The 25,334-nt window shown below is 73.5% G+C and carries 23 protein-coding genes; 16 read left to right on the forward strand and 7 right to left on the reverse strand.

All coding sequences use genetic code 11. The annotated features are described in order from the left end of the window. Positions 1-122: 122 nt before the first annotated feature. The 7 genes from ACWGKU_RS22950 (at position 123) to ACWGKU_RS22980 (ending at position 9,496) form a co-directional block, all read left to right on the forward strand. Positions 123-827, forward strand: coding sequence for a VIT1/CCC1 transporter family protein (locus ACWGKU_RS22950; RefSeq protein WP_452191549.1), 705 nt, complete (start codon positions 123-125; stop codon positions 825-827). Positions 828-1,000: 173 nt separating this feature from the next. Then, positions 1,001-3,547: an ATP-dependent Clp protease ATP-binding subunit gene (locus ACWGKU_RS22955; RefSeq protein WP_452179308.1), complete on the forward strand. Its 2,547-nt coding sequence runs from the start codon at positions 1,001-1,003 to the stop codon at positions 3,545-3,547. A 94-nt stretch (positions 3,548-3,641) separates the two neighbouring features. After that, entirely contained in the window at positions 3,642-4,898 is a 1,257-nt protein-coding gene (locus tag ACWGKU_RS22960) for a sensor histidine kinase (RefSeq protein WP_452179309.1), read from the forward strand. Further along, a complete protein-coding gene (locus ACWGKU_RS22965; RefSeq protein WP_359907250.1) occupies positions 4,895-5,572 on the forward strand; it encodes a response regulator transcription factor in 678 nt (225 codons plus the stop codon). Before ACWGKU_RS22960 ends, ACWGKU_RS22965 begins: the two co-directional genes overlap by 4 nt. Before the next feature lie 284 nt (positions 5,573-5,856). Continuing rightward, on the forward strand, positions 5,857-6,174 hold the full coding sequence (locus tag ACWGKU_RS22970) for an SHOCT domain-containing protein (protein ID WP_452179310.1): 318 nt from the start codon (positions 5,857-5,859) through the stop codon (positions 6,172-6,174). Then, positions 6,171-6,926 (forward strand): ABC transporter ATP-binding protein, encoded by a 756-nt coding sequence (locus ACWGKU_RS22975; RefSeq protein WP_401048064.1) that lies wholly within the window; start codon positions 6,171-6,173, stop codon positions 6,924-6,926. The genes ACWGKU_RS22970 and ACWGKU_RS22975 overlap by 4 nt, the downstream gene beginning before the upstream one ends. Beyond that, a complete protein-coding gene (locus ACWGKU_RS22980; protein ID WP_452179311.1) occupies positions 6,923-9,496 on the forward strand; it encodes an ABC transporter permease in 2,574 nt (857 codons plus the stop codon). Before ACWGKU_RS22975 ends, ACWGKU_RS22980 begins: the two co-directional genes overlap by 4 nt. 70 nt (positions 9,497-9,566) lie before the next feature. On the opposite strand, the gene ACWGKU_RS22985 is transcribed toward ACWGKU_RS22980, so the two are convergent. The 3 genes from ACWGKU_RS22985 to ACWGKU_RS22995 all read right to left on the reverse strand — a co-directional run bounded on the left by ACWGKU_RS22985 (position 9,567) and on the right by ACWGKU_RS22995 (position 11,371). Next, positions 9,567-10,382 (reverse strand): metallophosphoesterase family protein, encoded by an 816-nt coding sequence (locus ACWGKU_RS22985; protein ID WP_380550451.1) that lies wholly within the window; start codon positions 10,380-10,382, stop codon positions 9,567-9,569. Positions 10,383-10,729: 347 nt separating this feature from the next. Beyond that, a complete protein-coding gene (locus tag ACWGKU_RS22990) occupies positions 10,730-11,053 on the reverse strand; it encodes a DUF4190 domain-containing protein (RefSeq protein WP_452179318.1) in 324 nt (107 codons plus the stop codon). A gap of 162 nt (positions 11,054-11,215) precedes the next feature. Next, positions 11,216-11,371 (reverse strand): hypothetical protein, encoded by a 156-nt coding sequence (locus tag ACWGKU_RS22995; protein ID WP_224277104.1) that lies wholly within the window; start codon positions 11,369-11,371, stop codon positions 11,216-11,218. 120 nt (positions 11,372-11,491) lie between these two features. Between ACWGKU_RS22995 and ACWGKU_RS23000 the strand changes: the two genes are divergently transcribed. The 6 genes from ACWGKU_RS23000 (at position 11,492) to ACWGKU_RS23025 (ending at position 18,587) form a co-directional block, all read left to right on the forward strand. Next, a complete protein-coding gene (locus ACWGKU_RS23000; protein WP_452179312.1) occupies positions 11,492-12,121 on the forward strand; it encodes a TetR family transcriptional regulator in 630 nt (209 codons plus the stop codon). A gap of 379 nt (positions 12,122-12,500) precedes the next feature. Continuing rightward, positions 12,501-13,355 carry a S1 family peptidase gene (locus ACWGKU_RS23005; protein WP_380550460.1) on the forward strand — a complete coding sequence of 285 codons (855 nt, stop codon included), beginning with the start codon at positions 12,501-12,503 and terminating at the stop codon, positions 13,353-13,355. A gap of 197 nt (positions 13,356-13,552) precedes the next feature. Continuing rightward, positions 13,553-15,073, forward strand: a complete 1,521-nt coding sequence (locus ACWGKU_RS23010) for a S28 family serine protease (RefSeq protein ID WP_380550463.1) — start codon at positions 13,553-13,555, stop codon at positions 15,071-15,073. Between the two features lie 202 nt (positions 15,074-15,275). Beyond that, positions 15,276-15,974 carry a TetR/AcrR family transcriptional regulator gene (locus tag ACWGKU_RS23015; RefSeq protein ID WP_452179313.1) on the forward strand — a complete coding sequence of 233 codons (699 nt, stop codon included), beginning with the start codon at positions 15,276-15,278 and terminating at the stop codon, positions 15,972-15,974. After that, positions 15,958-17,592, forward strand: a complete 1,635-nt coding sequence (locus ACWGKU_RS23020; protein WP_380550469.1) for an acyl-CoA dehydrogenase family protein — start codon at positions 15,958-15,960, stop codon at positions 17,590-17,592. The genes ACWGKU_RS23015 and ACWGKU_RS23020 overlap by 17 nt, the downstream gene beginning before the upstream one ends. A gap of 155 nt (positions 17,593-17,747) precedes the next feature. Further along, positions 17,748-18,587 (forward strand): amidohydrolase family protein, encoded by an 840-nt coding sequence (locus ACWGKU_RS23025; RefSeq protein ID WP_359907261.1) that lies wholly within the window; start codon positions 17,748-17,750, stop codon positions 18,585-18,587. On the opposite strand, the gene ACWGKU_RS23030 is transcribed toward ACWGKU_RS23025, so the two are convergent. After that, on the reverse strand, positions 18,588-19,391 hold the full coding sequence (locus tag ACWGKU_RS23030) for an inositol monophosphatase family protein (RefSeq protein ID WP_452179315.1): 804 nt from the start codon (positions 19,389-19,391) through the stop codon (positions 18,588-18,590). It abuts the gene before it with no gap. A 162-nt stretch (positions 19,392-19,553) separates the two neighbouring features. On the opposite strand from ACWGKU_RS23030, the gene ACWGKU_RS23035 reads away from it, so the two are divergent. Both ACWGKU_RS23035 and ACWGKU_RS23040 read left to right on the forward strand, forming a co-directional pair. Further along, complete coding sequence (locus tag ACWGKU_RS23035; protein WP_401056487.1) at positions 19,554-20,546, forward strand: Lrp/AsnC family transcriptional regulator; 993 nt, start codon at positions 19,554-19,556, stop codon at positions 20,544-20,546. A gap of 156 nt (positions 20,547-20,702) precedes the next feature. Continuing rightward, positions 20,703-21,125: a hypothetical protein gene (locus ACWGKU_RS23040; RefSeq protein ID WP_452179319.1), complete on the forward strand. Its 423-nt coding sequence runs from the start codon at positions 20,703-20,705 to the stop codon at positions 21,123-21,125. Here the strand turns inward: ACWGKU_RS23040 and ACWGKU_RS23045 are convergent. The 3 genes from ACWGKU_RS23045 to ACWGKU_RS23055 form a co-directional block, all read right to left on the reverse strand. Beyond that, positions 21,122-22,009, reverse strand: a complete 888-nt coding sequence (locus tag ACWGKU_RS23045) for a helix-turn-helix domain-containing protein (protein WP_452179316.1) — start codon at positions 22,007-22,009, stop codon at positions 21,122-21,124. The two genes, ACWGKU_RS23040 and ACWGKU_RS23045, sit on opposite strands and share 4 nt — an antisense overlap. Positions 22,010-22,102: 93 nt before the next feature. Further along, positions 22,103-22,585 carry a hypothetical protein gene (locus tag ACWGKU_RS23050; protein WP_359907208.1) on the reverse strand — a complete coding sequence of 161 codons (483 nt, stop codon included), beginning with the start codon at positions 22,583-22,585 and terminating at the stop codon, positions 22,103-22,105. Between the two features lie 238 nt (positions 22,586-22,823). Beyond that, positions 22,824-23,531 (reverse strand): 4'-phosphopantetheinyl transferase family protein, encoded by a 708-nt coding sequence (locus ACWGKU_RS23055; RefSeq protein WP_359907205.1) that lies wholly within the window; start codon positions 23,529-23,531, stop codon positions 22,824-22,826. Between the two features lie 300 nt (positions 23,532-23,831). On the opposite strand from ACWGKU_RS23055, the gene ACWGKU_RS23060 reads away from it, so the two are divergent. Further along, positions 23,832-25,271, forward strand: coding sequence for a choice-of-anchor A family protein (locus tag ACWGKU_RS23060; protein WP_452179317.1), 1,440 nt, complete (start codon positions 23,832-23,834; stop codon positions 25,269-25,271). The last annotated feature ends 63 nt before the right edge of the window (positions 25,272-25,334 follow it).

The raw sequence follows: 25,334 nt of genomic DNA on the forward strand, positions 1-25,334 counted from the left end.
GGCACCGGCCCGACGCGAGCCGGAACCGGCGCACGCCGGTCACAGCGGACGGGCGGGTGGCGGGGCCGCGGGTGGCGGGCGAGGATCGGGGGGACCGGGCGGACCCCTGAGAGCGGTGGCGGATGGCTGAGCAGCTCGGGGAGTCGCGGGCGGAGCTTTCCTCGCGCCTGAACTGGCTGCGCGCGGCCGTGCTGGGGGCCAATGACGGCGTGGTGTCGACGGCCGGCCTCGTGACCGGTGTGGCGGGCGCGGAGGGTTCCCGGACGGCGCTGCTCGCGGCCGGGGTGGCCGGGCTGTTGGCGGGGGCGATGTCGATGGCGGCGGGCGAGTACGTCTCGGTCAGCACCCAGCGGGACACCGAGCGGGCCGCGTTGGCGCAGGAGCGGCGGGAGCTCGCGGAGGATCCGGAGGGGGAGCTCGACGAGCTGACCGACTACTACCGGGGCAGCGGGCTGGAGGACGGCCTGGCCCGGGAGGTGGCGACGGCGCTGACCGAGCGGGATGCGCTGGCGGCCCACGCGCAGACCGAACTGGGCATCGACCCGGACGTGTTGACCAACCCCTGGGAGGCGGCGCTGGCGAGCGCGGCGGCGTTCACGCTGGGCGCGCTGGTGCCGCTGTTGGCGGTGCTGCTGCCGCCGGAGTCGTGGCGGCTGCTGGTGACGGTGGTGGCGGTGGCGGTCGCGCTGACCGTGTCGGGCTGGACGAGTGCCTGGTTGGGCGGGGCGGGGCCGGGGCGGGCGATCATGCGCAACGTCGTGGGCGGGCTGCTGGCGATGGGGGTGACGTACAGCGGCGGTGTGCTGCTGGACCAGGTCATCGGGTGAACGCGAGTTCCCGGCCCCGTGAACGGTTCTGTGTCGGGCCCGCACGTCCGCCCGCATGTCCCGCCGGCGGCGAGGCCCGGGCACGCCGGGTGACGGCGCCGCCCGGCTCGACAGGCGAGGTGCCGCGGCCTGTGTTTGTGTGGCTGCAAACCGCTTGGGAGAGGTGAAGCGCCGTGACCGTGCCCCCGTTCGGATCGAACGATCCGTTCTCCGATCTGCTCAGCCGGTTCTTCGGGATGAGCCCGCTGGCTTCCCCGCCCGCCGTGCAGCGGGTGCCGATCGGGCGGTTGCTCAGCGAGTCCTCGCAGGAGCTGCTCGCGCTGGCCGCGCGGCGGGCGGCCGAGGACGGCTCCAGTGACCTCGACACCGCGCACCTGGCGTGGGCGGCCACCCGGGTGGAACCCTCGCGCCGGATGCTGGAACGGGCCGGTATCGATCCGGACCGGCTCTCCGGGGACCTGGAGCACGCCCTGCCCGCGGGCGACCCCGAGGCGGTGGACGGCCGACCGGCGCTCACCCCCTCGGCCAAGCGCGCGCTGCTCGCCGCGCACGCCCAGTCGCAGGCGGTGGGCGCCTCGTACATCGGCCCGGAGCACATCCTCGGCGCGCTGCTCGACCAGGAGCGCTCGGGGGCCGGGGTGGCGCTGCGCAACGCGGCGCCCTCGCAGGAGGCGCTGAAGTCGGTGCTGGAGGGGCGCGGCACCGGCGGCGAGCGCAGCAGTACGGGTGCCCGCCCGAGCGAGACGCCGACGCTGGACGAGTACGGGCGCGACCTCACCGAGGAGGCGCGTTCGGGCCGGTTGGACCCGGTGGTGGGCCGGGCCGAGGAGATCGAGCAGACCGTCGAGATCCTTTCCCGGCGGACCAAGAACAATCCGGTGCTGATCGGTGAGCCGGGCGTCGGCAAGACGGCGATCGTCGAGGGCCTGGCCCAGCGGATCGTCTCCGGGGACGTGCCGCAGAGCCTCAAGGAGAAGCGGGTGGTCACCCTCGACCTGACCGCGCTGGTGGCGGGTTCCAAGTACCGGGGCGAGTTCGAGGAGCGGCTGAAGAACGTGATCGACGAGGTCACCGCGGCCGAGAAGAGCGTGATCCTGTTCCTGGACGAGCTGCACACCGTGGTCGGCGCGGGCGGCGGTGGCGAGGGTTCGATGGACGCCGGCAACATCCTCAAACCGGCGCTCGCGCGCGGTGAGTTGAGCGTGGTCGGCGCGACCACGCTGGACGAGTACCGCAAGCACGTGGAGAAGGACGCCGCGCTGGAGCGCCGCTTCCAGCCGGTGCTGGTGCCCGAGCCGAGCGTCGAGGAGACCGTCGAGATCCTCCACGGGCTGCGCGACGCGTACGAGGCGCACCACCAGGTGCGGTTCACCGACGAGGCGCTGGACGCGGCGGCGACGCTCTCCGACCGGTACGTCAGCGACCGTTTCCTGCCCGACAAGGCGATCGACCTGTTGGACCAGGCCGGCGCGCGGGTCCGGCTGCGCAGCCTGAGCGGGTCGACCGAGGCGACCGGGGTGCAGGACCGGATCACCAAGCTGAAGCGGGAGCTGGACGAGGCCGTCGCGGACGAGGAGTTCGTCCGGGCCGCCAACCTGAAGACCGAGCTGCGGCAGACCGAGGACGAACTGGCGGCGATGGCCGAGTCCCGCGAGGAGGTCGTCGATGTGACGGCCGACGACATCGCGCAGGTGCTCTCCTCCCGGACCGGTATCCCGGTCGCGGAGCTGAACGCGACCGAGAAGGAGCGGCTGCTCAAGCTGGAGGAGCACCTGCACGAGAAGGTGATCGGCCAGGACGAGGCGGTCACGGCCGTCGCCCAGGCGGTGCGCCGCGGCCGGGCCGGGATGGGCGACCCGGACCGTCCGACCGGTTCCTTCCTCTTCCTCGGGCCGACCGGCGTCGGCAAGACCGAGCTGGCGAAGGCGCTGGCGGCGCTGCTGTTCGGCGACCCGGACCGGATGATCCGCTTCGACATGAGCGAGTTCCAGGAGAAGCACACCGTCTCCCGGCTGGTCGGCTCCCCGCCCGGGTACGTCGGTTACGAGGAGGCCGGGCAGCTGACCGAGGCGGTGCGCCGCAAGCCGTACAGCGTGCTGCTCTTCGACGAGGTGGAGAAGGCGCACCCGGACGTCTTCAACCTGCTGCTCCAGGTGTTGGACGACGGGCGGCTGACCGACTCCCAGGGGCGTACGGTCGACTTCCGCAACACCGTGGTGATCATGACCAGCAACATCGGCTCCCAGCGGATCCTCGACCACGCGGGGAACGTGGACGAGATCCGTGACGACCTGATGCGCGACCTGAGGCAGCAGTTCCGGCCGGAGTTCCTCAACCGGATCGACGAGGTGATCGTCTTCCACGCGCTCACCCGGAAGGACCTGCTCTCGGTGGTGGACCTGCTGCTGGACCGCAGCCGGCGCCGGCTGCGGGCCCAGGACGTCGAGCTGGACGTCACCGGGACGGCCAAGGAGTACCTGGTCAACCGGGGCTACCAGCCGGAGTTCGGGGCCCGGCCGCTGCGCCGGACGATCCAGTCGGAGTTGGACAACCGGATTTCCAACCTGCTGCTGGACGGTTCGGTGCGGGAGGGGGACACGCTGATCGCGGACGTGAGCGACGGGGAGCTGGTGGTGACGCTGGCGCGGCCGGAGGCGTCGGCGACCTTCGAGGAGGCGGAGGCGAAGGCCCGGGCCGGCTCGGCGGCCTCGGGGGACTGAGGACGCCCAGGGGCGGGCGTACTCCAGCGGGAGTACGCCCGAACGCCACTGCTGGAGGACGCGCGGGGACGCGTCGCGGGTCTAGCTTGTGGGCATGATGCCGCCCACGTCCCCGCCGACCGAGCCGCCCTCGGCGGAGCGGCCACCGGCGCAGCCGCCGGAGGAGCCGCCCGAGCCGTGGAGCCCGCCGTGGGTGCGCGCGGCCAAGGCGGGCTACCCGCTCGGGACGGCGGCGGCGGTCGCGGTGCTCCAGGTGGTCGGCTCGACCTTCGCCGGGCACAACCAGCACGGGCGGGCCCCGCTGGACGCCCTCGGCTACCTCCTGCTGCTGCTCGGGCCGGCGCTGCTGGTGCTGCGCGAGCGCCGGCCGGTCGCGGTGGTGGCCGGCACCTCGGTGGTCACCGCCGGGTACCTGGCCGCCGGGTACCCGTACGGGCCTGCCTTCGTGAGCTGGCTGATCGCCTGCTGCGTGGCGATCGGCTCCGGGCACCGCCGGGCGGCCTGGGCCGGTGCGGGGGGCGTCTACCTGGTGCACCTGCTCGGCACCTTCGTCCTGCCGCAGAGCTGGCAGCGCGCGGCCCTGCCGTCCGGCAGCGTCTGGCCGCAGGAACTCGGGCTGCTGGCCTGGCTGCTGCTGGTGATGGCGGGGGGCGAGCTGGTCCGGTTCCGGCGCGAGCGGATCGCCGCCCACCGGGCCTACCGGCAGCAGCTGGAGGAGCGCCGGGCCAACGAGGAACGGCTCAGGATGGCCCGGGAGCTGCACGACATCCTGGCGCACAGCCTGTCGCTGATCAGCATCCAGGCCGGGGTCGCGCTGGCGCTGCTCGACCGTCGGCCGGAGGAGGCCCGCGGCGCGCTGGTCACCATCAAGTCGACCAGCAAAGAGGCGCTCGGCGAGGTCCGCCAGGTGCTCGCGACGCTGCGCGGGCCCGGGGCGGCGCCGCGCGGGCCGGCCCCGGGGCTGGACCGGCTGGACGAACTCACCGAGCAGGCGGACCGGGTGGGCCTGGCGGCGGAGGTGCAGGAGCGCGGCGAGCGGCGCGCGCTGTCCGCCGCCGTCGACCTCACCGCCTTCCGGATCGTCCAGGAGGCGCTCACCAACGTGGTCCGGCACTCGGCGGCCCGCCAGGCGGTCGTGGTGCTGGACTGGACGGACCCGGCCGTGCTGGTGGTCCGGGTGGAGGACCCGGGGCCCGCGGTGCTCGCGGACGCGGGCGGGTCGGGCAGCGGGCTGGTCGGGATGCGGGAACGCGCGGCGGCGTTCGGTGGCACCATCGCCGCGGGGCCGCTGCCCGACGGCGGCTTCCGGGTCCGGGCGGAGCTGCCGACACCGAAGGCGGAGAGCGATTGATTCGGGTACTGCTGGCGGATGACCAGCTGCTGGTCAGGGCGGGCTTCCGGGCCCTGCTGGACCTCCAGGACGACTTGACGGTGGTCGGCGAGGCGGACGACGGCGAGGCCGCGCTGCGGCTCGCCCGTGAACTCGTGCCGGACGTCGTGCTGATGGACATCCGGATGCCGCGGATGGACGGGCTGGAGGCGACCAGGAGGATCGCCGAGGACCCGGCGCTGTCCCCCGTGCGGGTGGTCGTGCTGACCACCTTCGAGCTGGACGAGTACGTGTTCGAGGCGCTGCGCTCGGGGGCCGCGGGCTTCCTGGTCAAGGACACCGAGCCGGCCGAACTGCTGCGGGCGATCCGGGTCGCCGTCGCGGGGGACGCGCTGCTCTCGCCGGGCGTCACCAGGCGGCTGATCGGCGAGTTCGCCGCCCGGTCGAAGGCGCCCGAGGCCGTGCCGGAGGGGCTCTCGGACATCTCGATGCTGACCGAGCGGGAGCGCGAGGTGCTGGCCCTGGTCGGGATGGGGCTGTCCAACGAGGAGATCGCCCGGCGGCTGGTGGTCAGCCCGCTGACGGCGAAGACGCACGTCAGCCGGGCGATGGTGAAGCTCGGCGTGCGGGACCGGGCGCAACTGGTGGTGCTGGCCTACGAGTCGGGGCTGGTGCGGCCGGGCTGGCTGGGCTGACCGGCTCCTGGCGGTTGCGGTCCACGGGTGGTTGGTCCACGGGTGGTCGGTCCACGGGTGGTTGGTCGATGGGCGGTTGCGGTCCACAGGGCGGGTGCGCCGGAGTCGTCGCCGTCGCGCGGCTGCTTCCGGCCCCGCGTGTCGCAGGCGGTTCCTACTCTCCCGGGAGTATCCCAACTGCCGCTGCTGGTAGGACGCGTGATGAGACCTCGCTGCGGGACGCTCCAGTCACCTCGGGAACCACCCGAGGTCCTGGAGGCCCACCACCGAGGAGTTGAACCACCATGTACACCCAGCTGGCCGACTGGCACGGCCCCGGCCCATGGATCCTGCTGATCCCATTGATCTGGATCGCCGTGGTGGTCCTGGTGATCGCGGTGCTGCGCCGCACGGTCTGGCGGCGGCACGGCTGCGGCTTCGGGTACGGGTACGGGGTTGGAACCGGAGCCGGAACCGGAGCCGGAGTCGCGGCGGAGCATCCGCTGGCCGTCCTGGGCCGGCGCTATGCGGAGGGGGACATCGACGCCGAGGAGTACCGCGCCAAGCGGGCCGTGCTCAGCGAGTCGCCGCGGGACGACGCCAAGGGAGGTGGCGCCAGGTGACCACCCTGGACGTCGTACGGGGCACCGCCGCCCGGGTCGCCGACGCCGTGAAGGTCTACGGCGTCGGCGGCACCGAGGTCCGCGCGCTGGACCACGTGACGGTGGAGTTCCCGGCCGGGCGGTTCACCGCGATCATGGGCCCGTCCGGCTCGGGCAAGTCCACCCTGATGCACTGCGCGGCCGGGCTGGACAGGCTCACCGCCGGCAGCGCCTGGATCGGCGACACCGAACTCGGCCCGCTCAACGACCGGCGGCTCACGCTGCTGCGCCGGGAGCGGATCGGCTTCGTGTTCCAGGCCTTCAACCTGGTGCCCACGCTCACCGTCCTGGAGAACATCACCCTCCCGCTCGACCTGGCCGGGGTCGCCCCGGACCAGGCCTGGCTGGAGACGCTGGTCGACGTGGTCGGACTCGGCGACCGGCTGCGGCACCGTCCGAGCGAGCTCTCCGGCGGCCAGCAGCAGCGGGTCGCGGTGGCCCGGGCGCTGGCCGGGCGGCCCCGGGTGGTCTTCGCCGACGAGCCGACGGGCAACCTCGACTCCCGCAGCGGCGGCGAGGTGCTCGGCCTGTTGCGCCGGGCGGTGGACGAGATGGGCCGGGCCGTGGTCATGGTCACCCACGACCCGACGGCCGCCGGCTGGGCCGACGAGGCGCTCTTCCTCGCCGACGGACGGCTGGTGGACCGGATGCGGCAGCCCACCTCCGCCCTGGTGCTGGACCGGATGAAGGCCTTCGAACGGGGGCGGTCGTGAACGCCGTTCCCCTCCGGCTCAGCCTGCGCTCGCTGCGCGCCCACAAACGGCGGCTGGCCGGCACCCTCCTGTCCATCCTGCTCGGGGTGAGCTTCCTGACCGGCACGATGGTGCTCGGCGACACCCTGCGGGCCAACTTCGACACCCTCTTCGCCGACGCCAACGCCGGCACCGACGTCGTGGTCCGCAGCGCCGACGTGCTGGACTCGGCGGGCACGGTCGGCGGGGTGCGGGCGCCGGTGGCGGTGACGCTCGCCGACCGGCTGCGCACCGTGCCGGGGGTGGCGGCCGCGGAGCCGTCCGTCCAGGGCGCGGGCCAGCTCATCGGGAGCAACGGCAAGCCGATCGGCGGTCAGGGCCCGCCCACCCTGGCGGGCAACTGGCTGGTCGACGGCCGGCTCAATCCGTACCGGCTGGCCGAGGGCCGGGCGCCGGCCGCCCCGGGCGAGGTGGTGGTGAACCGGGGCGCGGCGAAGTCGGGCGGGCTGCGCGTCGGCTCGACCACCGTGCTGCGCACCCCCGATCCGGTGCCGGTCACCGTCGTCGGCATCGCCACCTTCGGGGCGGACGCGGACGGCATGGGGCCGAGCACCTTCACCGCGATGACCTTCGCGGACGCCGAGCGGTACCTCACGCCCAAGGGCGAGGGCCAGGCCGGCTCGATCCAGGTCCGCGCCGCGGGCGGGGTCTCCCAGCGGGAGCTGGTCGACCGGATCACCCCGCACCTGCCCGCAGGCGTCCAGGCGATCACCGGCGCGGCGGCCACCCAGGAGTCCACCCAACTGGTGTCCGGGCGGTTCCTGACCATGTTCACCACGCTGCTGCTGGTCTTCGCCGGGATCGCGCTGCTGGTGGCGACGTTCACCATCCACAACACCTTCGCCATCGTGGTCGCCCAGCGGACCAGGGAGAACGCGCTGCTGCGGGCGCTCGGGGCGGTGCGCGGCCAGGTGCTCGGGGCGACCCTGGCGGAGGCGCTGGCGGTCGGCCTGCTGGCCTCGCTGGGCGGGCTGCTGGGCGGGATCGGGGTGGCCGCCGGGCTCAAGGCGCTCTTCTCCGCACTCGGCTTCGCCCTGCCGACCGGCGGCATGGTGATCGGCACGGCCGCCGTCCTGCTGCCGCTGCTGGTCGGCACGCTGGTCGCGGTGGGCTCCGCGCTGCTGCCGGCCGTCCGGGCCGGGCGGACGGCTCCGCTCGCGGCCCTGCGGGAGACCGGGGTCGACCGGGCGGCGCAGGGGCGCTCGGGCGCCGTCCGGGTGGTGCTCGGCGGCCTGTTGCTGACCGGGGGAGTGCCGGTGGCCGTCCTCGGGGCGACGGACGGCCCGTCCGTGCTGCTGACGGCCGTCGGGGCCCTGGCGGTACTGGCCGGCATGGTGGTGCTCGGCCCGGTCGCCGCGGCCCTCGCGGTGCGGACGCTGGGCGCGCCGCTGCCCAGGCTGCGCGGGGTCTCCGGGGTGCTCGCCCGGCGCAACGCGGCCCGCAACCCGCGCCGGACGGCGGCCACCGCGAGCGCCCTGATGATCGGGGTCGCGGTGGTCACGCTGTTCACCGTTTTCGGTGCCTCGATCAAGGCCACCCTGGACTCCACGGTGAGCAGGTCCTTCGCGGGCGATCTCGCCGTCACCACCGCCTCGTTCGGGGCCGGCGGCAGCGGGATCGGCCCCAAGGTGGCGGACGCCCTGGCCGCCCTGCCCGAGGTGCGGCAGACGGTCGGGCTCGGCCGCGGCGTGGCCCGGATCGACGGGCACGGCCGGACGCTGGACGTGACCGACCCGGCCCGGCTGTCCGGGATCGTGGACCTCGGCCGGGTCGACGGCTCGCTGGCCGCGCTCGGCACGGACGGGCTGGCGGTCTCCCGCAGCGAGGCGCAGCAGCGCGGCTGGCGGCTCGGACAGTCCGTCACCGTGGGTTTCACCGACGGGGCGAGCGGTCCGTTCACGATCCGTGCACTGTACGAGGGCGGCAGCCTGGCCGGGGACTACCTGATGACCCGGCAGGCCTGGGCCCCGCACCGGGGGCAGGACGCGGACACCATGGTCGCGGTCGGGCTGCGCGACGGCGTGTCGGCCGCCGCGGGCAAGGCGGCGGTGGAACGGGCGCTGGTCCCGTACGGCAGCCCGCAGGTGCAGGACCGCGCCGAGTACGCCAAGAGCGCGGCCTCCGGCGTCGACACGATGCTCTCGGTGGTCTACGCGCTGCTGGCGCTGGCGGTGCTGATCGCGCTGCTGGGCATCACCAACACCCTGACGCTGGCGGTGCACGAGCGGACCAGGGAGCTGGGGCTGCTGCGGGCGGTCGGTCAGAGCAGCGCCCAGCTGCGCGGCATGGTGCGCTGGGAGTCGGTGCTGGTGGCGGCCTTCGGGACGGTCGGCGGTCTGGGGCTCGGAGCCTTCCTCGGCTGGGCCCTGGTGCGGGCCTCGGACAGCGCCGGGACGGGATCGTTCGCGATACCGCCCCTCCAGCTGGCCGTGGTCCTGGTGGCCGGGCTGCTGGCGGGCGCGGTCGCCGGACTCCGCCCGGCGGGCCGGGCGGCGCGGCTGGACATCCTGCGGGCGATCGCGACGGAGTAGGAGGCGGTGGAACGGGAGACGGCAGAGCAGGAGCGGTGGAGAAGGAGGTGGGAGCGGCTGAACCGGATGCTCAGTCCGCCGTCTGCGGGAAGACCTCCCGCAGCAGGGGGTTCGGCAGTCCGCGCTTGCGCCACTCGCGCGGGTAGCCGAGCGAGACCTCCGTGAACGGGACGCCGTCGTAGGTGGTCCGGCGCGGGATGTGGAGGTGGCCGTAGATCATCGCCGCGGTGTTGAACCGGGTGTGCCAGTCTGCGGTCAGCTCGGTCCCGCACCACTGGGCGAACTCGGGATACCAGAGGATATCGGTGGGCTGGCGGACCAGCGGGTAGTGGTTGACGAAGACCAGCGGGACGTCCGGGTCGCAGGCCGCCAGCCGCTTCTCGGTCAGCCGGACGCGCTCGCGGCACCAGGAGTCACGGTCCGGGAACGGGTCCGGGTAGAGCATCCGCTCGTCCGCGCAGACGACGCCGGTCTCGTAGGCGGCCGCCAAGGAGGCTTCCTTGGTGGTCGTGCCCGGCGCACGGAAGGTGTAGTCGTAGAGGAGGAAGAGCGGGACGATGCGGACCGGACCACCGGGGCCCTCCCAGACCGGGTACGGGTCCTCGGGGGTCACCACACCGAGCCGGCGGCAGCGTTCCACCAGGTGCTCGTAGCGGGCCACCCCGCGCAGCTGGACCGGGTCCTCGGGGTGGGTCCACAGCTCGTGGTTGCCGGGCACCCACACCACGCGGGCGAAGCGCTCGGCGAGCAGGCCGAGGGCCCACTCGATGCTGGTGGTGAGCTCGGCGACGTCACCGGCGACGAGCAGCCAGTCGCCGGGGTGGGAGGGCTGGAGCTTCTCCACCAGGTCGCGGTTCTCCTGGTAGGAGATGTGCAGATCGCTCACGGCGAGCAGCCGTCCACCCGTTGGGGTGGGTCGTTCCGGCTGTGCGTCGCTGCGGTTCTCCGTAGTCACTCCTGCCCCCTGAGGTCGTCCGGCCGATGGGGCCCACCCTACGGGGCGGGCCGGGGGAACGGGGCGGGTTGACGGGATCAGTCGTTCGAACAGTCGCTCCGGCAGTCGGGATCCGCCGAGTGAGCCGCTACGAGAACCGTCGGCGCATCGCTGGGCGCGTCGCCGGGTGAATCGCTGGGTGAATCGCTGGGCGCATCAAGGGCGAAGGGCGGATCGGGAACGGAGAGCAGCGAGGGGCGAGTACAGGAGCCAGGAACGGAAGGGGAGTTGGGCCGGATTCAGGAGCCGATGTCGATGAGCACCCCGTGGGAGGTGACGAGGGTGACGGCGAGGATCGCCAGTGAGGCGATGCCGAGGGCCAGGCCCAGGAGGGCGCGGCCGCGCCGGCTGGTGCCGCGGACCAACGCCAGCGTGGCCAGGGTGATGGCGATCGGCCCGAGGACGATGTTGAACAGCAGCAGGCCGGGCAGGCCGAGGAGGAAGGAGGCGATGGCGAGGCCGTCGGCCTCGGCGGTTCCCTGGCGGTTCGGTTCCTGACGGTCGGTTCCCTGATGGTCGGATCCCTGGCGGTCAGGTACCTGAGGGTCGGTCGTCCGGCGGATGTCCGCCTGACGGCCGGTCGCCTGGCCGAGGCTCGCCGGGCGGCTGACGATCCGCCGGACGGTGGTCGGAAGCGAGGCGGCCGGGTGGCCGGTGACGGTGCTCATGGTGGTGCGGGTCCTCTCTGTGGAGTGGCCGCGGGTGCGGTCCGCGGAGCGGCCGGGTCAGCGGTGCCGGAGGCGGGCGATGCCCTCGCGGGCGCCGAAGGCGAGCAGCCAGGCGGTGATGCCGGCGGAGGCGGCGAGGAAGACCGGGAGCGAGGTGTGGGCGGCGGTGCCGATCAGGACACCCATGGCGACCAGGGCGGAGAACAGGATCACGGCTGGCTCCTTCGGCTGCGGCTGGGACTGCGCCGATTTGGGTTGACAAGTGTTCACTGACTTCGGCCCCACTGTACGCTCGGCTGGCCAAGTTCAGCAAACGATTGTTTACTGAATGGCGTGAGTCACACCGTTGGGGCCAGGCAGGCCCAGAAGCAGCAGAGTCGGCGGGCCTTGCTGGACGCCGGACTGCACCTGTTGGCCGATCAGAACCTGGCGAGCCTGGGCGTTCGCGAGGTCACCCGCGAGGCGGGGCTCTCCCCGGCCGCCTTCTACCGGCACTTCCCGGACCTCGCGGCCCTCGGGGTGGCACTGGTCGAGGAGTCGTTGGCCAGCCTGCACATCATGATCCGTGCGGTGCTCACCGAGGCCGGTGGTGCCGAGGAGCTGATCGACCGTGCGGTGGACGTGATCGAACGACACGTCCGCGAGCACCGGGGGCACGTCCGCTTCCTGGCGCGTGAGCGGCACGGCGGGGTCCGGCAGGTGCGGGAGGCGATCGATGCCGAACTCGGCCGCTTCGCCGCCGAGGTGGGAGCCGCCCTGGCGCTGCAGCCGGAGTCACGGGGGTGGAGCGAGCGGGACCTGCGGATGCTCGCCGAGCTGTACGTCGACCGCATGGTCTCCACGGCCGCCGCCTTCCTGGAGGCGCTGGAGACGGACCCGGCGCGGGAGCGGCGGATCGCCGCCACCGCGCGCTTCCAGCTGCGCCTGATCAGCCTCGGCCGGGAGCGCTGGCAGGCGGGTTGACCGTAGGGGCGCGGCAGTTGACCGGCCGGCGGAGACCTGTGGCCGGCGCGTGGCTGCCCGCGGTGGGGTTGTGAATCCAGCGGTGTTCCGGCCCGGCCGGCCCGCGATCCGGCTCGCGCGGCCCGTGAACCGGCTGTGGATCCGGCCGCGATTCGGCCTGTGTCCCGGATCGCGTGCCGGTCCGCACTTCGCTCCGCACTTCGCTCCGTACTCCGGTCCGTACTCCGGACCGCGTGCCGAGTCGCGTGCCGGGCGGCGGTAACCGGCCAATGCGTCTTGGGAGGTTCTTGGTGTTGCTTTGACTCTTGACAGTGGGTCATGTCCGCGACAGCTTTGGTGGACCCCCACCCGTGGACCCCCCCACACCGAGAGGTCTCTCATGAAGAAGCCGCTCATAGGCACGGTTGCCACACTCCTGGTCGCCGGGGCCACCGCCTTCGTCGGAGCCGTTCCGGCCCAGGCCGCAGCCACGGCCGCCAAGCCCGCCGCCAAGCCTGTCGCCGCCGTCACCTTCGCCGGGACGGTCGCGCTCAGCAACTGCTCCGGCTCGCTGGTGCGGATGCCCGGTTCGGCCGCGAGCGACCCGGCCCTCGTGCTCTCCAACGGCCACTGCCTGGAGACCGGTATGCCCGGTCCGGGCCAGGTCGTCCTCAACCGGTCCTCCAGCCGGAGCTTCACCCTGCTCAACGCGAGCGGCGGCAGCGCGGCCACACTACGTGCGACCAAGATCGTCTACGGCGCGATGACCGACACCGACGTGTCGATCTACCAGCTGAACACCACCTACGCGTCGATCCAGTCCCGGTACGGGATAGCCCCGTTGACCCTCGCCGCCACCCACCCGGTCCAGGGCACCTCGATCCGGGTCGTCTCCGGCTACTGGAAGAAGATCTACTCCTGCTCGGTCGACGGCTTCGCCTACCGACTGAAGGAAGCCGACTGGACCTTCAAGGACTCGGTCCGCTACACCTCCACCTGCAACGTGATCGGCGGCACCTCCGGCTCGCCGGTGGTCGACGCCTCGACCGGCCAGGTGGTCGCCGTCAACAACACGATCAACGAGAGCGGCGAGACCTGCACCCTGGACAACCCCTGTGAGGTCGACCAGAACGGTGCCGTGACGGTTCGTCCTGGCATCGGCTACGCCCAGGAGACCTACGGGATCCCGGCCTGCTTCGCCGCCGGCAACCGCTTCGACCTCACCCTCCCCGGCTGCACCCTGCCCCGCCCGTAGGAAGCCAGGACAACCCCGCTGACCAGCACGTTTCTCCCGATGGGCCATCCGCGAACGGCGGGTGGCCCATTCGGCCGTCCATCGGTCGGCCACCGCACCACCTGCACTATCCGCACGACCAGCACGACCAGCACGACCCGCGCCGCACGGCCGCACCGGCAGGCGGCATTCATGTCAGTTGAACAGATGGAGAGTTGATGACCACCACCGTGAGAAGGCTGCTGGTGTCGGCCCTGCTGATACCGCTGCTCGCGTTCGGCGGCCTGGCGAGCCCGGCGTCCGCCGCCGACGGCCAGGGCGCGCAGGGTGCCCAGGGGGCGCAGGACGGCCAGGGCAACGGGTCCCGCCACGGCCGGAGCCCCGCCGACGACCCGACCGCCGACATCAAGGACCGTCTGGCGGCGATCCCCGGGGTGACCATCACCGAGGAGAAGCCGACCACCACCGGTCACCGCTACTTCATCGCCACGTACACCCAGCCGATCGACCACAACCGCCCCTGGCTGGGCACCTTCCAGCAGCGCTTCAGCCTGCTGCACCGCGGCTACGACCGCCCGACCGTCTTCTACACCAACGGCTACACCCTGGGCACCAACCCGTCCCGCACCGAGCCGACCCGGCTGGTGGACGGCAACCAGGTGTCCATCGAGTACCGGTTCTTCACCCCCTCCCGCCCGAACCCGGCGGACTGGTCCAAGGCCGGCATCCGCCAGGGCGCCGCGGACTCGCACCGGCTGGTGACCGCGCTCAAGCGGATCTACCAGGAGGAGTGGCTGTCCACCGGCGCCAGCAAGGGCGGCATGTCCTCCACCTTCTACCGCCGCTTCTACCCGGACGACGTGGCCGGCACGATCGCCTACGTCGCGCCGAACAACACGAACGTCAACGACTACGCGGCGTACAGCGAGTTCTTCCGGACCGTCGGCACCCCCGAGTGCCGGGCCAGGCTGAACGCCGCCCAGCGTGAGCTGCTGGTGCGCCGCGACCGCCTGGAGGCCCGCTTCGTCGCCGACAACACGGCGGCCGGGTCCACCTTCAACACCCTCGGCACCCCGGACCGCGCCTACGAGGCCGGTGTGCTGGACGTGGTCTGGGCGTTCTGGCAGTACAGCCTGGAGGCGGACTGCGCCAAGGTCCCGGTGGCCGCCACCGCGACCGACGACGAGCTGTACGCCTGGTTCGACTCGCAGTCCGGCATCACCGGCAACAGCGACCAGTCGCTGGCGAAGTACACCGCGTACTACTACCAGGCCGCGACCGAGCTGGGTGCGCCGTTCTTCGACGTCTCGCACCTCAATGGCGTGCTGCACTACGACTACAAGGAGCTCTACTCGGTCCGCAGCTACGTGCCGAAGGAGATCCCGACCGTCTTCAACCCGAACGCGATGCCCGACATCGACCGCTGGGTGAAGCGCGAGGGCGAGCGGATCATGTACGTCTACGGCGGCAACGACCCGTGGGGCGCCAAGCCGTTCCGTCTCGGCCGGGGCAGCGAGGACAGCTACGTCTACACCGTGCCCGGTGGCAACCACGGCTCGAAGATCGAGCAGCTGCCGGCCGCGCAGTCGGCGGAGGCCACCGCCAAGGTGCTGGAGTGGGCGGGCCTGGGTGACCCCAACGCCGCCCGTTCGCTCGCCAAGTCGCCGCAGGCGGGCGCGGAGTTCGGCCCGCTCGACGTCGAGGGCCAGCGGCTGGAGCAGGAGCGCCGCCCGCTGTAGCGCTCGCGCGCAGTAGGCCGCGCCACGAAGCACGAGGAGGAGGCCGCCCCCTGGTACGCGGGGGGCGGCCTCCTCGCGTCGTCCCGGAAGCATCAGGCCGCGGAGCCGTTCCGGAAGCGCGAACGCGGGGCCGGGACACAGGGCCGGGAAACGGTCGGGTCGCCCCCTCCCCGAAGCAGTGAATCAGTGCTTCAATGCTTCCATGGCCTACCGACGCACCCCCGCCGTACAAGCCCGCCTGGACGCCCAGCGGGAAGCGGTGCTCCAGTCGGCGGTCGGCCTGCTCGCCGAGCGCGGCTACGGCGGCTGCACGATGGCCGCCGTGGCGGACCGCGCCGGGATCGCCACCGGCAGCCTCTACCAGCACTTCTCCGGCAAGGCCGAGCTGTCGGTGCAGCTCTTCCGCCGGGTGGTCACGCACGAGATCGACGCGGTCAACGCCGCCGTCGCCCTCCGGGACACCCCGCGGCAGCGGATCGCCGCCGTGGTCGAGACCTTCGCCGCCCGTGCCCTGCGCGTGCCCCGGCTGGCGTACGCGCTGCTGGTCGAGCCGGCCGACGCGGTCGTGGACGAGGAGCGCCTGGTGTTCCGGCGGGCGTTCCGGGACGTGATCGCCACCGAGATCGCCGCCGCCGTGGCGAGCGGCGAACTGCCCGAGCAGGATCCGGTACTGACCGCCGCCGCCCTGGTCGGCGCGGTCGGCGAGGCCCTGGCCGGCCCGCTCGCGGCCGCACCGGTCGCCGCCGGGCCCGAGCGCGGCGACGGCACCACCAGCAGCAGCGCCACCACCAGCAGCATTACCGCCAGCGGCGGCACCAGGAGCGACAGCACCGCGGTGGTCCCCGCCCTGGTCTCCTTCACCCTGCGTGCCCTGGGAGGACGCGATGACAGCGACGCATGAGGTCACCAACCAGGTGCCCCTGCCGTACGGCCACGACACCGCCGCCGACCCCACCCTGCTCGACGCCCTCCGGCGGGCCGACGCCGGCTGGGCCGAGCCCGAGCTGCGCGAGCTGGGCCGGCTGGCCGGTTCCGAGCAGGCCGCCGAGTGGGGCCGGCTGGCCAACGAGAACCCGCCGGTGCTGCGCACCCACGACCGCTTCGGCCACCGCATCGACGAGGTCGAGTTCCATCCGTCCTGGCACGAGCTGATGCGCACCGCCGTCTCGTACGGCCTGCACGCCGCGCCCTGGCGCGACGAGCGCCCCGGTGCCCACTCCGCCCGTGCCGCCAGGTTCTTCGTCTGGGGCCAGGTCGAGGCCGGTCACACCTGCCCGGTCTCGATGACCTACGCCGCCGTCCCGGCGCTGCGCGCCAACCCGGCGCTGGCCGCCGAGCTGGAGCCGCTGCTGGCCGCGCGGGAGTACGACTTCGGGCTGCGCGAGCCGCGCACCAAGCGCGGGCTGATCGCCGGCATGTCGATGACGGAGAAGCAGGGCGGCTCGGACGTCCGCACCAACACCACCACCGCCGTCCCGCACGCCGACGGCACCTACCGGCTCACCGGCCACAAGTGGTTCACCTCGGCGCCGATGTCCGACCTCTTCCTGACCCTCGCCCAGGCCCCGGGCGGCCTCAGCTGCTTCGTGCTGCCGCGCGTCCTGCCGGACGGCAGCCGCAACCGCCTCCAGCTGATGCGGCTCAAGGACAAGCTCGGCAACAAGTCCAACGCCTCGGCCGAGCTGGAGTACGACGGTGCGGTCGGCCTGCTGGTCGGTGAGGAGGGCCGGGGCGTCCCGACCATCATCGAGATGGTCAACATGACCCGGCTGGACTGCACCATCGGCGCGGCCTCCGGCATGCGCTACGGCGCCACCCGGGCGGTCCACCACGCCCTGCACCGGCGGGCGTTCGGCAAGGCGCTGGTCGACCAGCCGCTGATGCGCAACGTGCTCGCCGACCTGGTGGTGGAGTCCGAGGCGGCCACGATCACGGCCATGCGGCTCGCCCGGGCCACCGACCTGACCCTCGCCGGGGACGGGAACGAGGCGCTGGTCCGGCGGCTGGGCCTGGCGGTGGCCAAGTACTGGGTGTGCAAGCGCGGTCCGGCGCACTCCGCCGAGGCGCTGGAGTGCCTGGGCGGCAACGGCTACGTCGAGGAGTCCGGGATGCCCCGGCTCTACCGGGAGGCGCCGCTGGTGTCGATCTGGGAGGGCTCCGGCAACGTCGCCGCCCTGGACGCGCTGCGTGCCATGGCCAAGCGCCCGGAGAGCGTCGAGGCCTTCCTGGGCGAACTCGACGCCGCCGCGGGCGCGGACCGCCGGCTGGACGCGGCCGTCGCCGCGCTGCGCAAGGAGCTGACCGACCTGGGCGACCTGGAGTACCGCACCCGCCGGCTGGTCGAGTCGATGGCGCTGGCGTTCCAGGGCTCGCTGCTGGTCCGGTACGGCAGCCCGGCGGTGGCCGACGCGTTCTGCGCGAGTCGGCTGGGCGGTGACCACGGCGCGGCCTTCGGCACCCTGCCGGCCGGGGTCGACACCGCGGCGATCATCGACCGCGCCCGCCCGGTGATCGTGTGAGCGGTCAGGACCGGGCGAGCGACCAGGACCGGGGAAGTGACCAGGACCGGGCGAGCGACCAGGGTCGGGAGAACGACCAGGGTCGGGAGAACGACCAGGACCGGGCGGGCGGTCAGGAAGCGGACGGCGTACGGCGGTTCTGGCAGGAGCTCGGCCTGCCCGGGCTGATCGACGTGCACACCCACTTCATGCCGAAGAACGTCCTCGACAAGGTGTGGGCGTACTTCGACGCGGCCGGCCCGCTGGTGAACCGGCCCTGGCCGATCACCTACCGCGAGGCGGAGGAACAACGGGTCCGCCGGCTGCGGGACTTCGGCGTCCGGGCGTTCACGTCCATGCTCTACCCGCACAAGCCCGGCATGGCCGGCTGGCTGAACGCCTGGGCCGCCGAATTCGCCGCCCGCACCCCGGAGTGCCTGCACACCGCGACCTTCTTCCCCGAGCCCGGGGCGCCCGGCTACGTGGCCCGGGCGATCGAGGACGGTGCCCGGGTGTTCAAGGCGCACCTCCAGGTCGGCGGCTACGATCCGGCGGACCCGCTGCTGGACGAGGTCTGGGGGCTGCTCGCCGAGACCGGCACCCCGGTGGTCACCCACTGCGGGTCCGGGCCGGTGCCGGGCAGGTTCACCGGCCCCGGCCCGATCGGTGCGGTGCTGGAGCGGCACCCCGGTCTGGTCCTGGTGGTCGCCCATCTCGGGATGCCCGAGTACCGCGGCTTCCTCGACCTGGCCGAGCGCCACCCGGCCGTCCGGCTGGACACCACCATCGCGTTCACCGACTTCGCCGAGGCCGACGTCCCGTTCCCGCGCGGGGAGCTGCCGCGCCTGCGCGGGCTCCGGGAACGCGTCCTGCTCGGCAGCGACTTCCCCAACATCCCGTACCGGTACGTGCACCAGCTGGAGGCGCTGGCCGGGCTGGGGCTGGGGGAGGAGTGGCTGCGGGCGGTCTGCCACGACAACGCGGCCGCCCTCTTCGGCATCAAGCCCGAGGACTGATCACCGCACCGTCCGCAGCAGTTCCAGCGCCCGGGCGTGCAGCCCGGGCGCGGCGGCGAGGAAGCCGTCGGAGCCGGTCGTCCAGGCCGACCCGGCGGCGTCCGTCACCGCGGCGCCCGCCTCGCGCGCGATCAGCGCGCCGGGCAGCAGGTTGCCCGCGTCGAGGCCGTACTCCCAGAACAGCGCCAGGTGGCCGGAGCCGACCTGGGCCACCTGGAGCGCGGTGGGGCCGAGGTTGCGCACCGCCAGGACGGCACCCGCCATCGCGGACAGCGACTCGCCCGCCCGGCGCAGCGCCACCGGGTCGGCGGCCACCCGGGGCGGCTGGCTGGTGGCGGCGACGGTGACGGCCAACTCCCGTTCCAGGGGCGCGATCGGCCGTCCGTCCAGCTCGGCGCCGCCGCCGAGCACCGCCCGGTAGGTGCGGCCGTCCTGTTCCGGGGCGTGCACCACGGCCAGCACCGCCGCGCCGTCCCGGACCAGTGTGGCGGTCACCGCCCAGTGCGGCTGCCCGAGCAGGTACTGCACCGCGCCGTCGGTCGCGTCGCACAGCCACCACTCGCCCTCGGCGGGCACCGACCCGTCCAGTTCCTCGGGCACCCAGCCGGCCTGCGGGTGCAGTGCCGTCAGCCGCTCCCGCAGTACGGCGGCGGCCGGGCCGTCCAGTTCGGCGAAGCGGGCCGCGGCCTCCTCGGCGGTCCGGGCGGGGACCGGGTCGGCGGACCGGCGTGCGGCCAGCCCCGCACCGACCTCCCGCACCGCGGCCTCCACACCCTCCGCCAGCGTCCACAGCTCGTTCGTCACGGTGACTCCTCCTCCTCGATTCCTCACCCCGGGCCGGGGCCCCGACCGGAGCTTCCGACCGGGGCTCGGGGCCGGTGTGCTCCGGCCGCCCGGGACAAGGAGTACCGTCAGGGCTGCCGAACAGGACGCAGAAGCCGCCGAGAGTGACGGGGATCGGACACCATGGACCTCTCCACCGCCGATCCGGACAGTGTGCTGGACGTCCTCGACCGCCGCCTGGTGTGCGCCCTCCAGGTGGACGGACGGGCCGAGCCCGGCCGGATCGCCGAGGTCCTGGGCGTGTCCGCGCGGACGGTCACCCGCCGGCTGGGCCGGATGCGGCAGGCCGGGGTGCTGCGGGTGGTCCGGCTGCCGGACGTCGAGGACGCGGCCGTGGGCGCGCTGCTGCTGCGGGTCCGGGTGCTGAGCGGCCGGGTGGACGCCATCGCCCAGGCCCTTGCCGACCGCCCCGACGTCCCGTTCGTCGACGTGATGCTCGGCGGCCACGAGGTCGGCGCCGTGATGCTCACCGACGCCGGTTCCCGCGACCGGCTGCTGTACGGGCAGCTGCCCGCGACCGGCGCCGTCACCGAGACCACCACCCACGCGGTGCTGCACGCCTTCGCCGACGCCGGGCAGTGGCAGGCCGGGCACCTGACCGAGGAGGAGGCCGAGGCGCTCGCCCGGCCCGCCGTCCCGCGCCCCGCCGCACCCCCGCCGCTGGACGGCCTCGACCGCGCGCTGCTGGAGCGGCTGGGCGAGGACGCCCGGCAGTCCCACGCCGTGCTGGCCGCGGCCGTCGGCGCGCCCGAGTCCACGGTGCGCCGCCGGCTGCACCGGCTCGACGGGGCGGGGCTGCTGCGCACCCACGCCACCGTGGATCCGCGGCTGCTCGGCATGGCCGTGGACGCCAACCTCTGGCTGGACGTGCCGCCCGGCCGGATCGCCGAGGTCGGGGCGGCGCTGGCCCGTCACCCGCAGGTGCACGGGGTGTTCGCCACCAGCGGTCCGGCCAACCTGCTGGCCACGGTGTTCTGCCCGGACCACGGCGAGCTGTACCGCTTCCTCACCGACGCCCTCGGCCCGCTCGGCGTCGCCCGCGCCGAGACCACCATCACCGCCCGCGCGGTGAAGCGGGCGGGAGTGCTGCTCCGGCAGCCGCCCCGGAGGCCGTAGGGCGTGTCTGACAATTCCCGCCGGGCACCCGACGGCCGTTACCCGCGGGGTAATCGACGCCCGCCGCCGCACCGGGCAGGGTGGTGGCACCCGGTGAGGCCGCCACGGTCCCGGGCTCCCACCCCCGACAGGAGGCGATCCGCCGTGTCCGCCCACGTGAACACCCTCACCCCCGCCAGGCCCGGTTCCGTCCTCTCGCCCCGGACGGTGCGCGGCGCCCTCGCCCTGGACGCCCTGGTCACCGGCGGCAACGGCCTGGCCTACCTGGTCCTCTCCGGCCCGCTCGGCGAACTGCTCGGCGCCGGCCGCACCACCCTGGTCGATGTCGGGCTGCTGCTCCTCGGCTACGCGCTCGCGGTCGGCGCGCTGGCCGCCCGCCGACGGCCGCCGGTGCTCGGGGTGCGGACCGTGATCGACGTCAACCTCGCCTGGGTGGTGCTCAGCCTGGTCGCGATGGAGGTGTGGCTGGAGCCGACCACCGCCGGGTCGGTCTGGATCCCGATGCAGGCCGCGGTGGTGGCCCTGTTCGCCGTCCTCCAGTTCACCGCCCTGCGGCGAGAGGCCCGCGAGCGGGCCTAGCGTTCGGGCCCGACGGCGGCCTGCAGGAACCGTGCCGTCTCCGTGTCGGCGGGGAGGAAGGTCTCCATGGCCAGCTCGGAGACGGTGACGTCCACCGGCGTGTTGAAGGTCGCGATGGTGGAGAGGAAGGAGAGCACCCGTCCCTCGTGCCGGATCTGCATCGGCAGCGCGAACGGGAACCCGTCGACGGCCGGTCCGCCCGTGACGGATCCGGCCGCGGCCGGTCCGTTCCCGGCCGAGCCGTTCCCGGTCGGTCCGCCCGCCGGGTCCTCGGCGGGCGGTTCGGGGTAGCCGCGGACCTCCTCGTACAGTCGGCGCAGCGGCTCGGCGCGGACCAGCTCCAGCTGCCGTTCCATCCGCTCCAGCAGGTGCTGCCGCCACTGCCGCAGGTTGACGATGCGCGGAGCCAGCCCGTCGGGGTGCAGGGTGACGCGGATCGCGTTGAACGGCGGTTCCAGCAGGTGAGGGGCGACGCCGTTGATGAGCAGCCCGAGCGAGCGGTTGGCCGCCAGCACCCGGAAGGACCCGTCGACCACGACCGCCGGGTACGGGTCGTGGGCGGCCAGCAGCCGTTCCAGTCCGCCGCGCAGCGCGGCCATCGACGGGTCGTCCAGCGGTGTCTCGCGATAGTGCGGGGCGTAACCGGCCGCCAGCAGCAGGGTGTTGCGCTCGCGCACCGGGACGTCCAGTTGCTCGGCCAGTCGCAGCACCAGCTCCCGGCTCGGCCGGGAGCGGCCGTTCTCGACGAAGCTGAGGTGGCGGGCCGAGGAGTCCGCCCGCAGTGCCAGTTGCAGCTGGCTGAGCTGCCGTCGTTCCCGCCAGCCGCGCAGCAGCGGGCCGACACCGGTTCCCGTCGGGCTGCCCATGCCCGCCATGATCGTCATGGCCCAGGACGGTACTCGAACGGGCCCGGTCGGCGGGAGGGGGCGCGGTGGTCGGGAGGGCGCGGCGGGAGCAGGGGACCGGGGAGCAGGGCCTCAGACGCCGGTGCTCGACCCCGGGCGGATGACCATGAGCACCACGACCACGGCCCACAGCAGGTTGAACACCCCGGCGGTCATCGGCAGCATCTTCAGGCCGCCGACGGCCTTGGTGTGCTGCTCGTCCGACGGGTCGAGTTCGAGCGCGTCCACCGCGGCCTGCTGGCCGGGCAGCACGAAGAGCAGCAGGGCGAGCGCGGCGATCGCGGTCAGCACCATCGAGACGATCACCCAGGACTGCCCGAGCACGTCCATCACCTGGGCCAGGCCGATGCCCAGCACCGGCACCGCGACCCCGAGCAGCGCGTAGACCTGGGTGATCCGGTGCAGCACGCGCAGCACGCCGGCGTCGGAGGCCCGGTCCGGGCCGCCGGCCAGCGCGGCTTTCGCCCGGCGCGGGAACATGCTGACGGCCACCGCGACCGGGCCTATGAACAGGACCGACACGAGGACGTGCAGGCTCAGCAGGAACTTGGCCATGGCGGGGCACCCTTTGGATCCGGTGGGCAGCTGGTGGGCGGGCACCCGCGTTCGGCGTGCCCACGACCAGGCACGCTAACACCGCTTACTTCCCGGCCCACCGCGCGGGTGGGCGCCGGGGAGCCCGCTCCGGCCCGGTACTCGGCCCGTCCCGGCCCGTCCCGTCCCGGCCCGTCCCGTCCCGTCCCGGCACCGAGCCGGCTCCGTCCCGGTGCCGAGCCCCCTCCGGCCCGGCCGTTCAGCCCGCCGCCGTGAGCTCCACGATCCGGGGCGGGGCGGTGCTGACGGCGCCCACGGCGGCGGCGTGCTCCGGGTCGGTCCAGTCGAGCAGGTGCAGGTCCTCCCACCGGCTGCGCAGCGGCGGGCCCGGCGGGACGGACAGCGGCAGGGCGGAGAGGTCGACCCGGCCGAGGGTGTCCAGGGTGGCCCGTCCGATCTTGATCAGCGATTCCTTGCGCACCCAGAGCCGCAGGAAGGCCTGTTCCGGCTCCGGGTCGGCCTCGACCAGGGCGAGCTCGGCCGGGGCCAGCACCCGGCGGGCGACCGAACGCAGCGAGCCGCCCCGGTCGGACAGCTCGACGTCGACCCCGACCGGCTGGAACCCGGCGCCGGCGGCGACCACGCCCCGGGTGTGCGACAGGCTGACGTGCACCCCGGGGTGGTCCGGCAGGTAGGGCTTGCCGTGGTCGGCGAGCCCGCAGTCCGGGCACTGCTGGGCGAGGACGAGGCCGGCCACCGGTACGTCGAGCAGCCGGGCGGCGCAGAGCCGGACCAGCAGGTGCCCGGCGGTGAAGTCGATCCGACCGGACTCGTGCCGGAAGCGCGCGGCGCGTTCCCGCTCCATGGCGGTCAGCAGGTGCTCGCCCGCCTCGGGATGCCGCAGTACGGCGTCGGCGGACGCGACGGAGACGAGCGGCGCGCTCTGTTCCTGGGCCTCGGTGGTCATGCCTCCCAACCTAGGCCCTCGCCGCCGGTCGGCGCCCGCCCTGGGGATCCCTGCTCCGTACGTATGAGTTTCGGATCCGATCTGAGGGTCTGTAGGCTGCGATAAGTCCGTTTTGGTATTGGATATCCCGGATCTATGGGATCGCCAGCAGATCGTATGGAACGTGGCGGGTCATCCGGTCTCGCCCTTTTCTCGTGCACGGAGGAATTGTCGATGGATCAGGCCACCGGTTCGCCGGATCACAGAACGACCGCCGTGAGAACTCCGGCGACGCGCGGGCGCCGGGCCATCAGGATCGCGGTGGCGACCGCCGTCACCGCGCTGCCGCTGGCCGCGGTGCTGACGGTCGGTTCGGCCGCTCCGCTGGCCCCGCCGCTGGGCGCCTGCACGGGACCCGACTGCCCCGCCACCTGGCCGCCGCCCAACAACGGCGACTTCACCGGCCGCGACTCCACCATCAACGTCTTCGCCGGTGGCAACTACACCGTGAACGGCCGGGCCGCGGAGGCCGAGGGCAAGATCGTCGCGCTGGGGAACCTGACCGTCGACAAGAACGGCGGCGGCATCTACAACATGGGCGTCGTCGGTGTCGGTTCGCGCGTGGTGCCGCCGAACGGCAGCGACTTCGTGACCACCGGTGGCAACGTCGACGTGGTGACCGGCAACGCGATCCTGATCGGCGGCAGTGACTCGCACGGGCCGGCCTTCGGCAACCTGCGGCACGCGGGCTCCGTCACCGGCACCGTGAACATCGACCCCACCGGCGAGTCGATCCAGGACCCGAACGCCGCCGCGCCGTACCAGACGGTGCTGACCCAGATCGAGGAGGTCTCCGACTGCGTCGGCCGGGCCACCGCGACCGGCACCGTCGACATCTCCTCCAGTCAGGCGACCTTCACCGGTGACGGGACCAGTATGAAGCAGGTCTTCAACGTCACCCAGAACCTCGCCTCGCCGTCCGGCGGGCAGATCGGCCTGGTCTTCAACAACATCCCGGCCGGCGCCACCGTCGTGGTGAACATGCTCGGGGACAGCCCGATCATCAACACCTACACCGGTACCGGGCTGGCCGGCGACCAGACCACCGACATGCGCTCGAAGCTCATGTACAACTTCCCGACCGCGACCTCGGCGCAGATCCTCGGCAGCGCCCAGTTCCAGGGCTCGGTCATGGCCGGCAACCCCGGCGGCACCACGACCATCGCCCAGCCGGGCATGAACGGCCGGGTGTACCTCGCGGGCAACCTGATCCACACCGGCACCGGCGGCTACGAGATCCACAGCTACCCGTTCGACGGCGACCTGCCGGACTGCGTCGTGACGCCCAGCCCGTCGCCGACCTCACCGACGCCTTCGCCCTCGCCGACCTCGCCGTCCCCGACGTCTCCGAGCCCGACGTCCCCGTCGCCGACCTCACCGTCCCCCACGTCGCCGTCGCCGACGTCTCCGAGCCCGACGTCCCCGTCGCCGACGTCTCCCACCCCGACGTCCCCGTCGCCGACCTCACCCGCGCCGACCTCGCCGTCGGCCAGTGCGACGACGTCGAGTGCCGGTCCGGCCCCGACCAGCCACCGTCCGACCGGGCAGCCGACCAGCCACCACCCCGGTGGCGGCGGTGAGTTGCCCTCCACCGGCGCGGGCAACGCCCCGGTGGTCTTCGGCGTGGCGGGCGTCGGCCTGCTCGGCCTCGGCGGCCTGGCCGTGCTGGCCGCCCGTCGTCGTCGCGGCCGCCACGGCTGACGGTCCGTACGGCTGAGGAGCTGAGGAGCCGAACAGCCGAACAGCGGCGCAGGCCGCCCGGGT

It is taken from the genome of Kitasatospora sp. NPDC054768 (assembly GCF_053612025.1).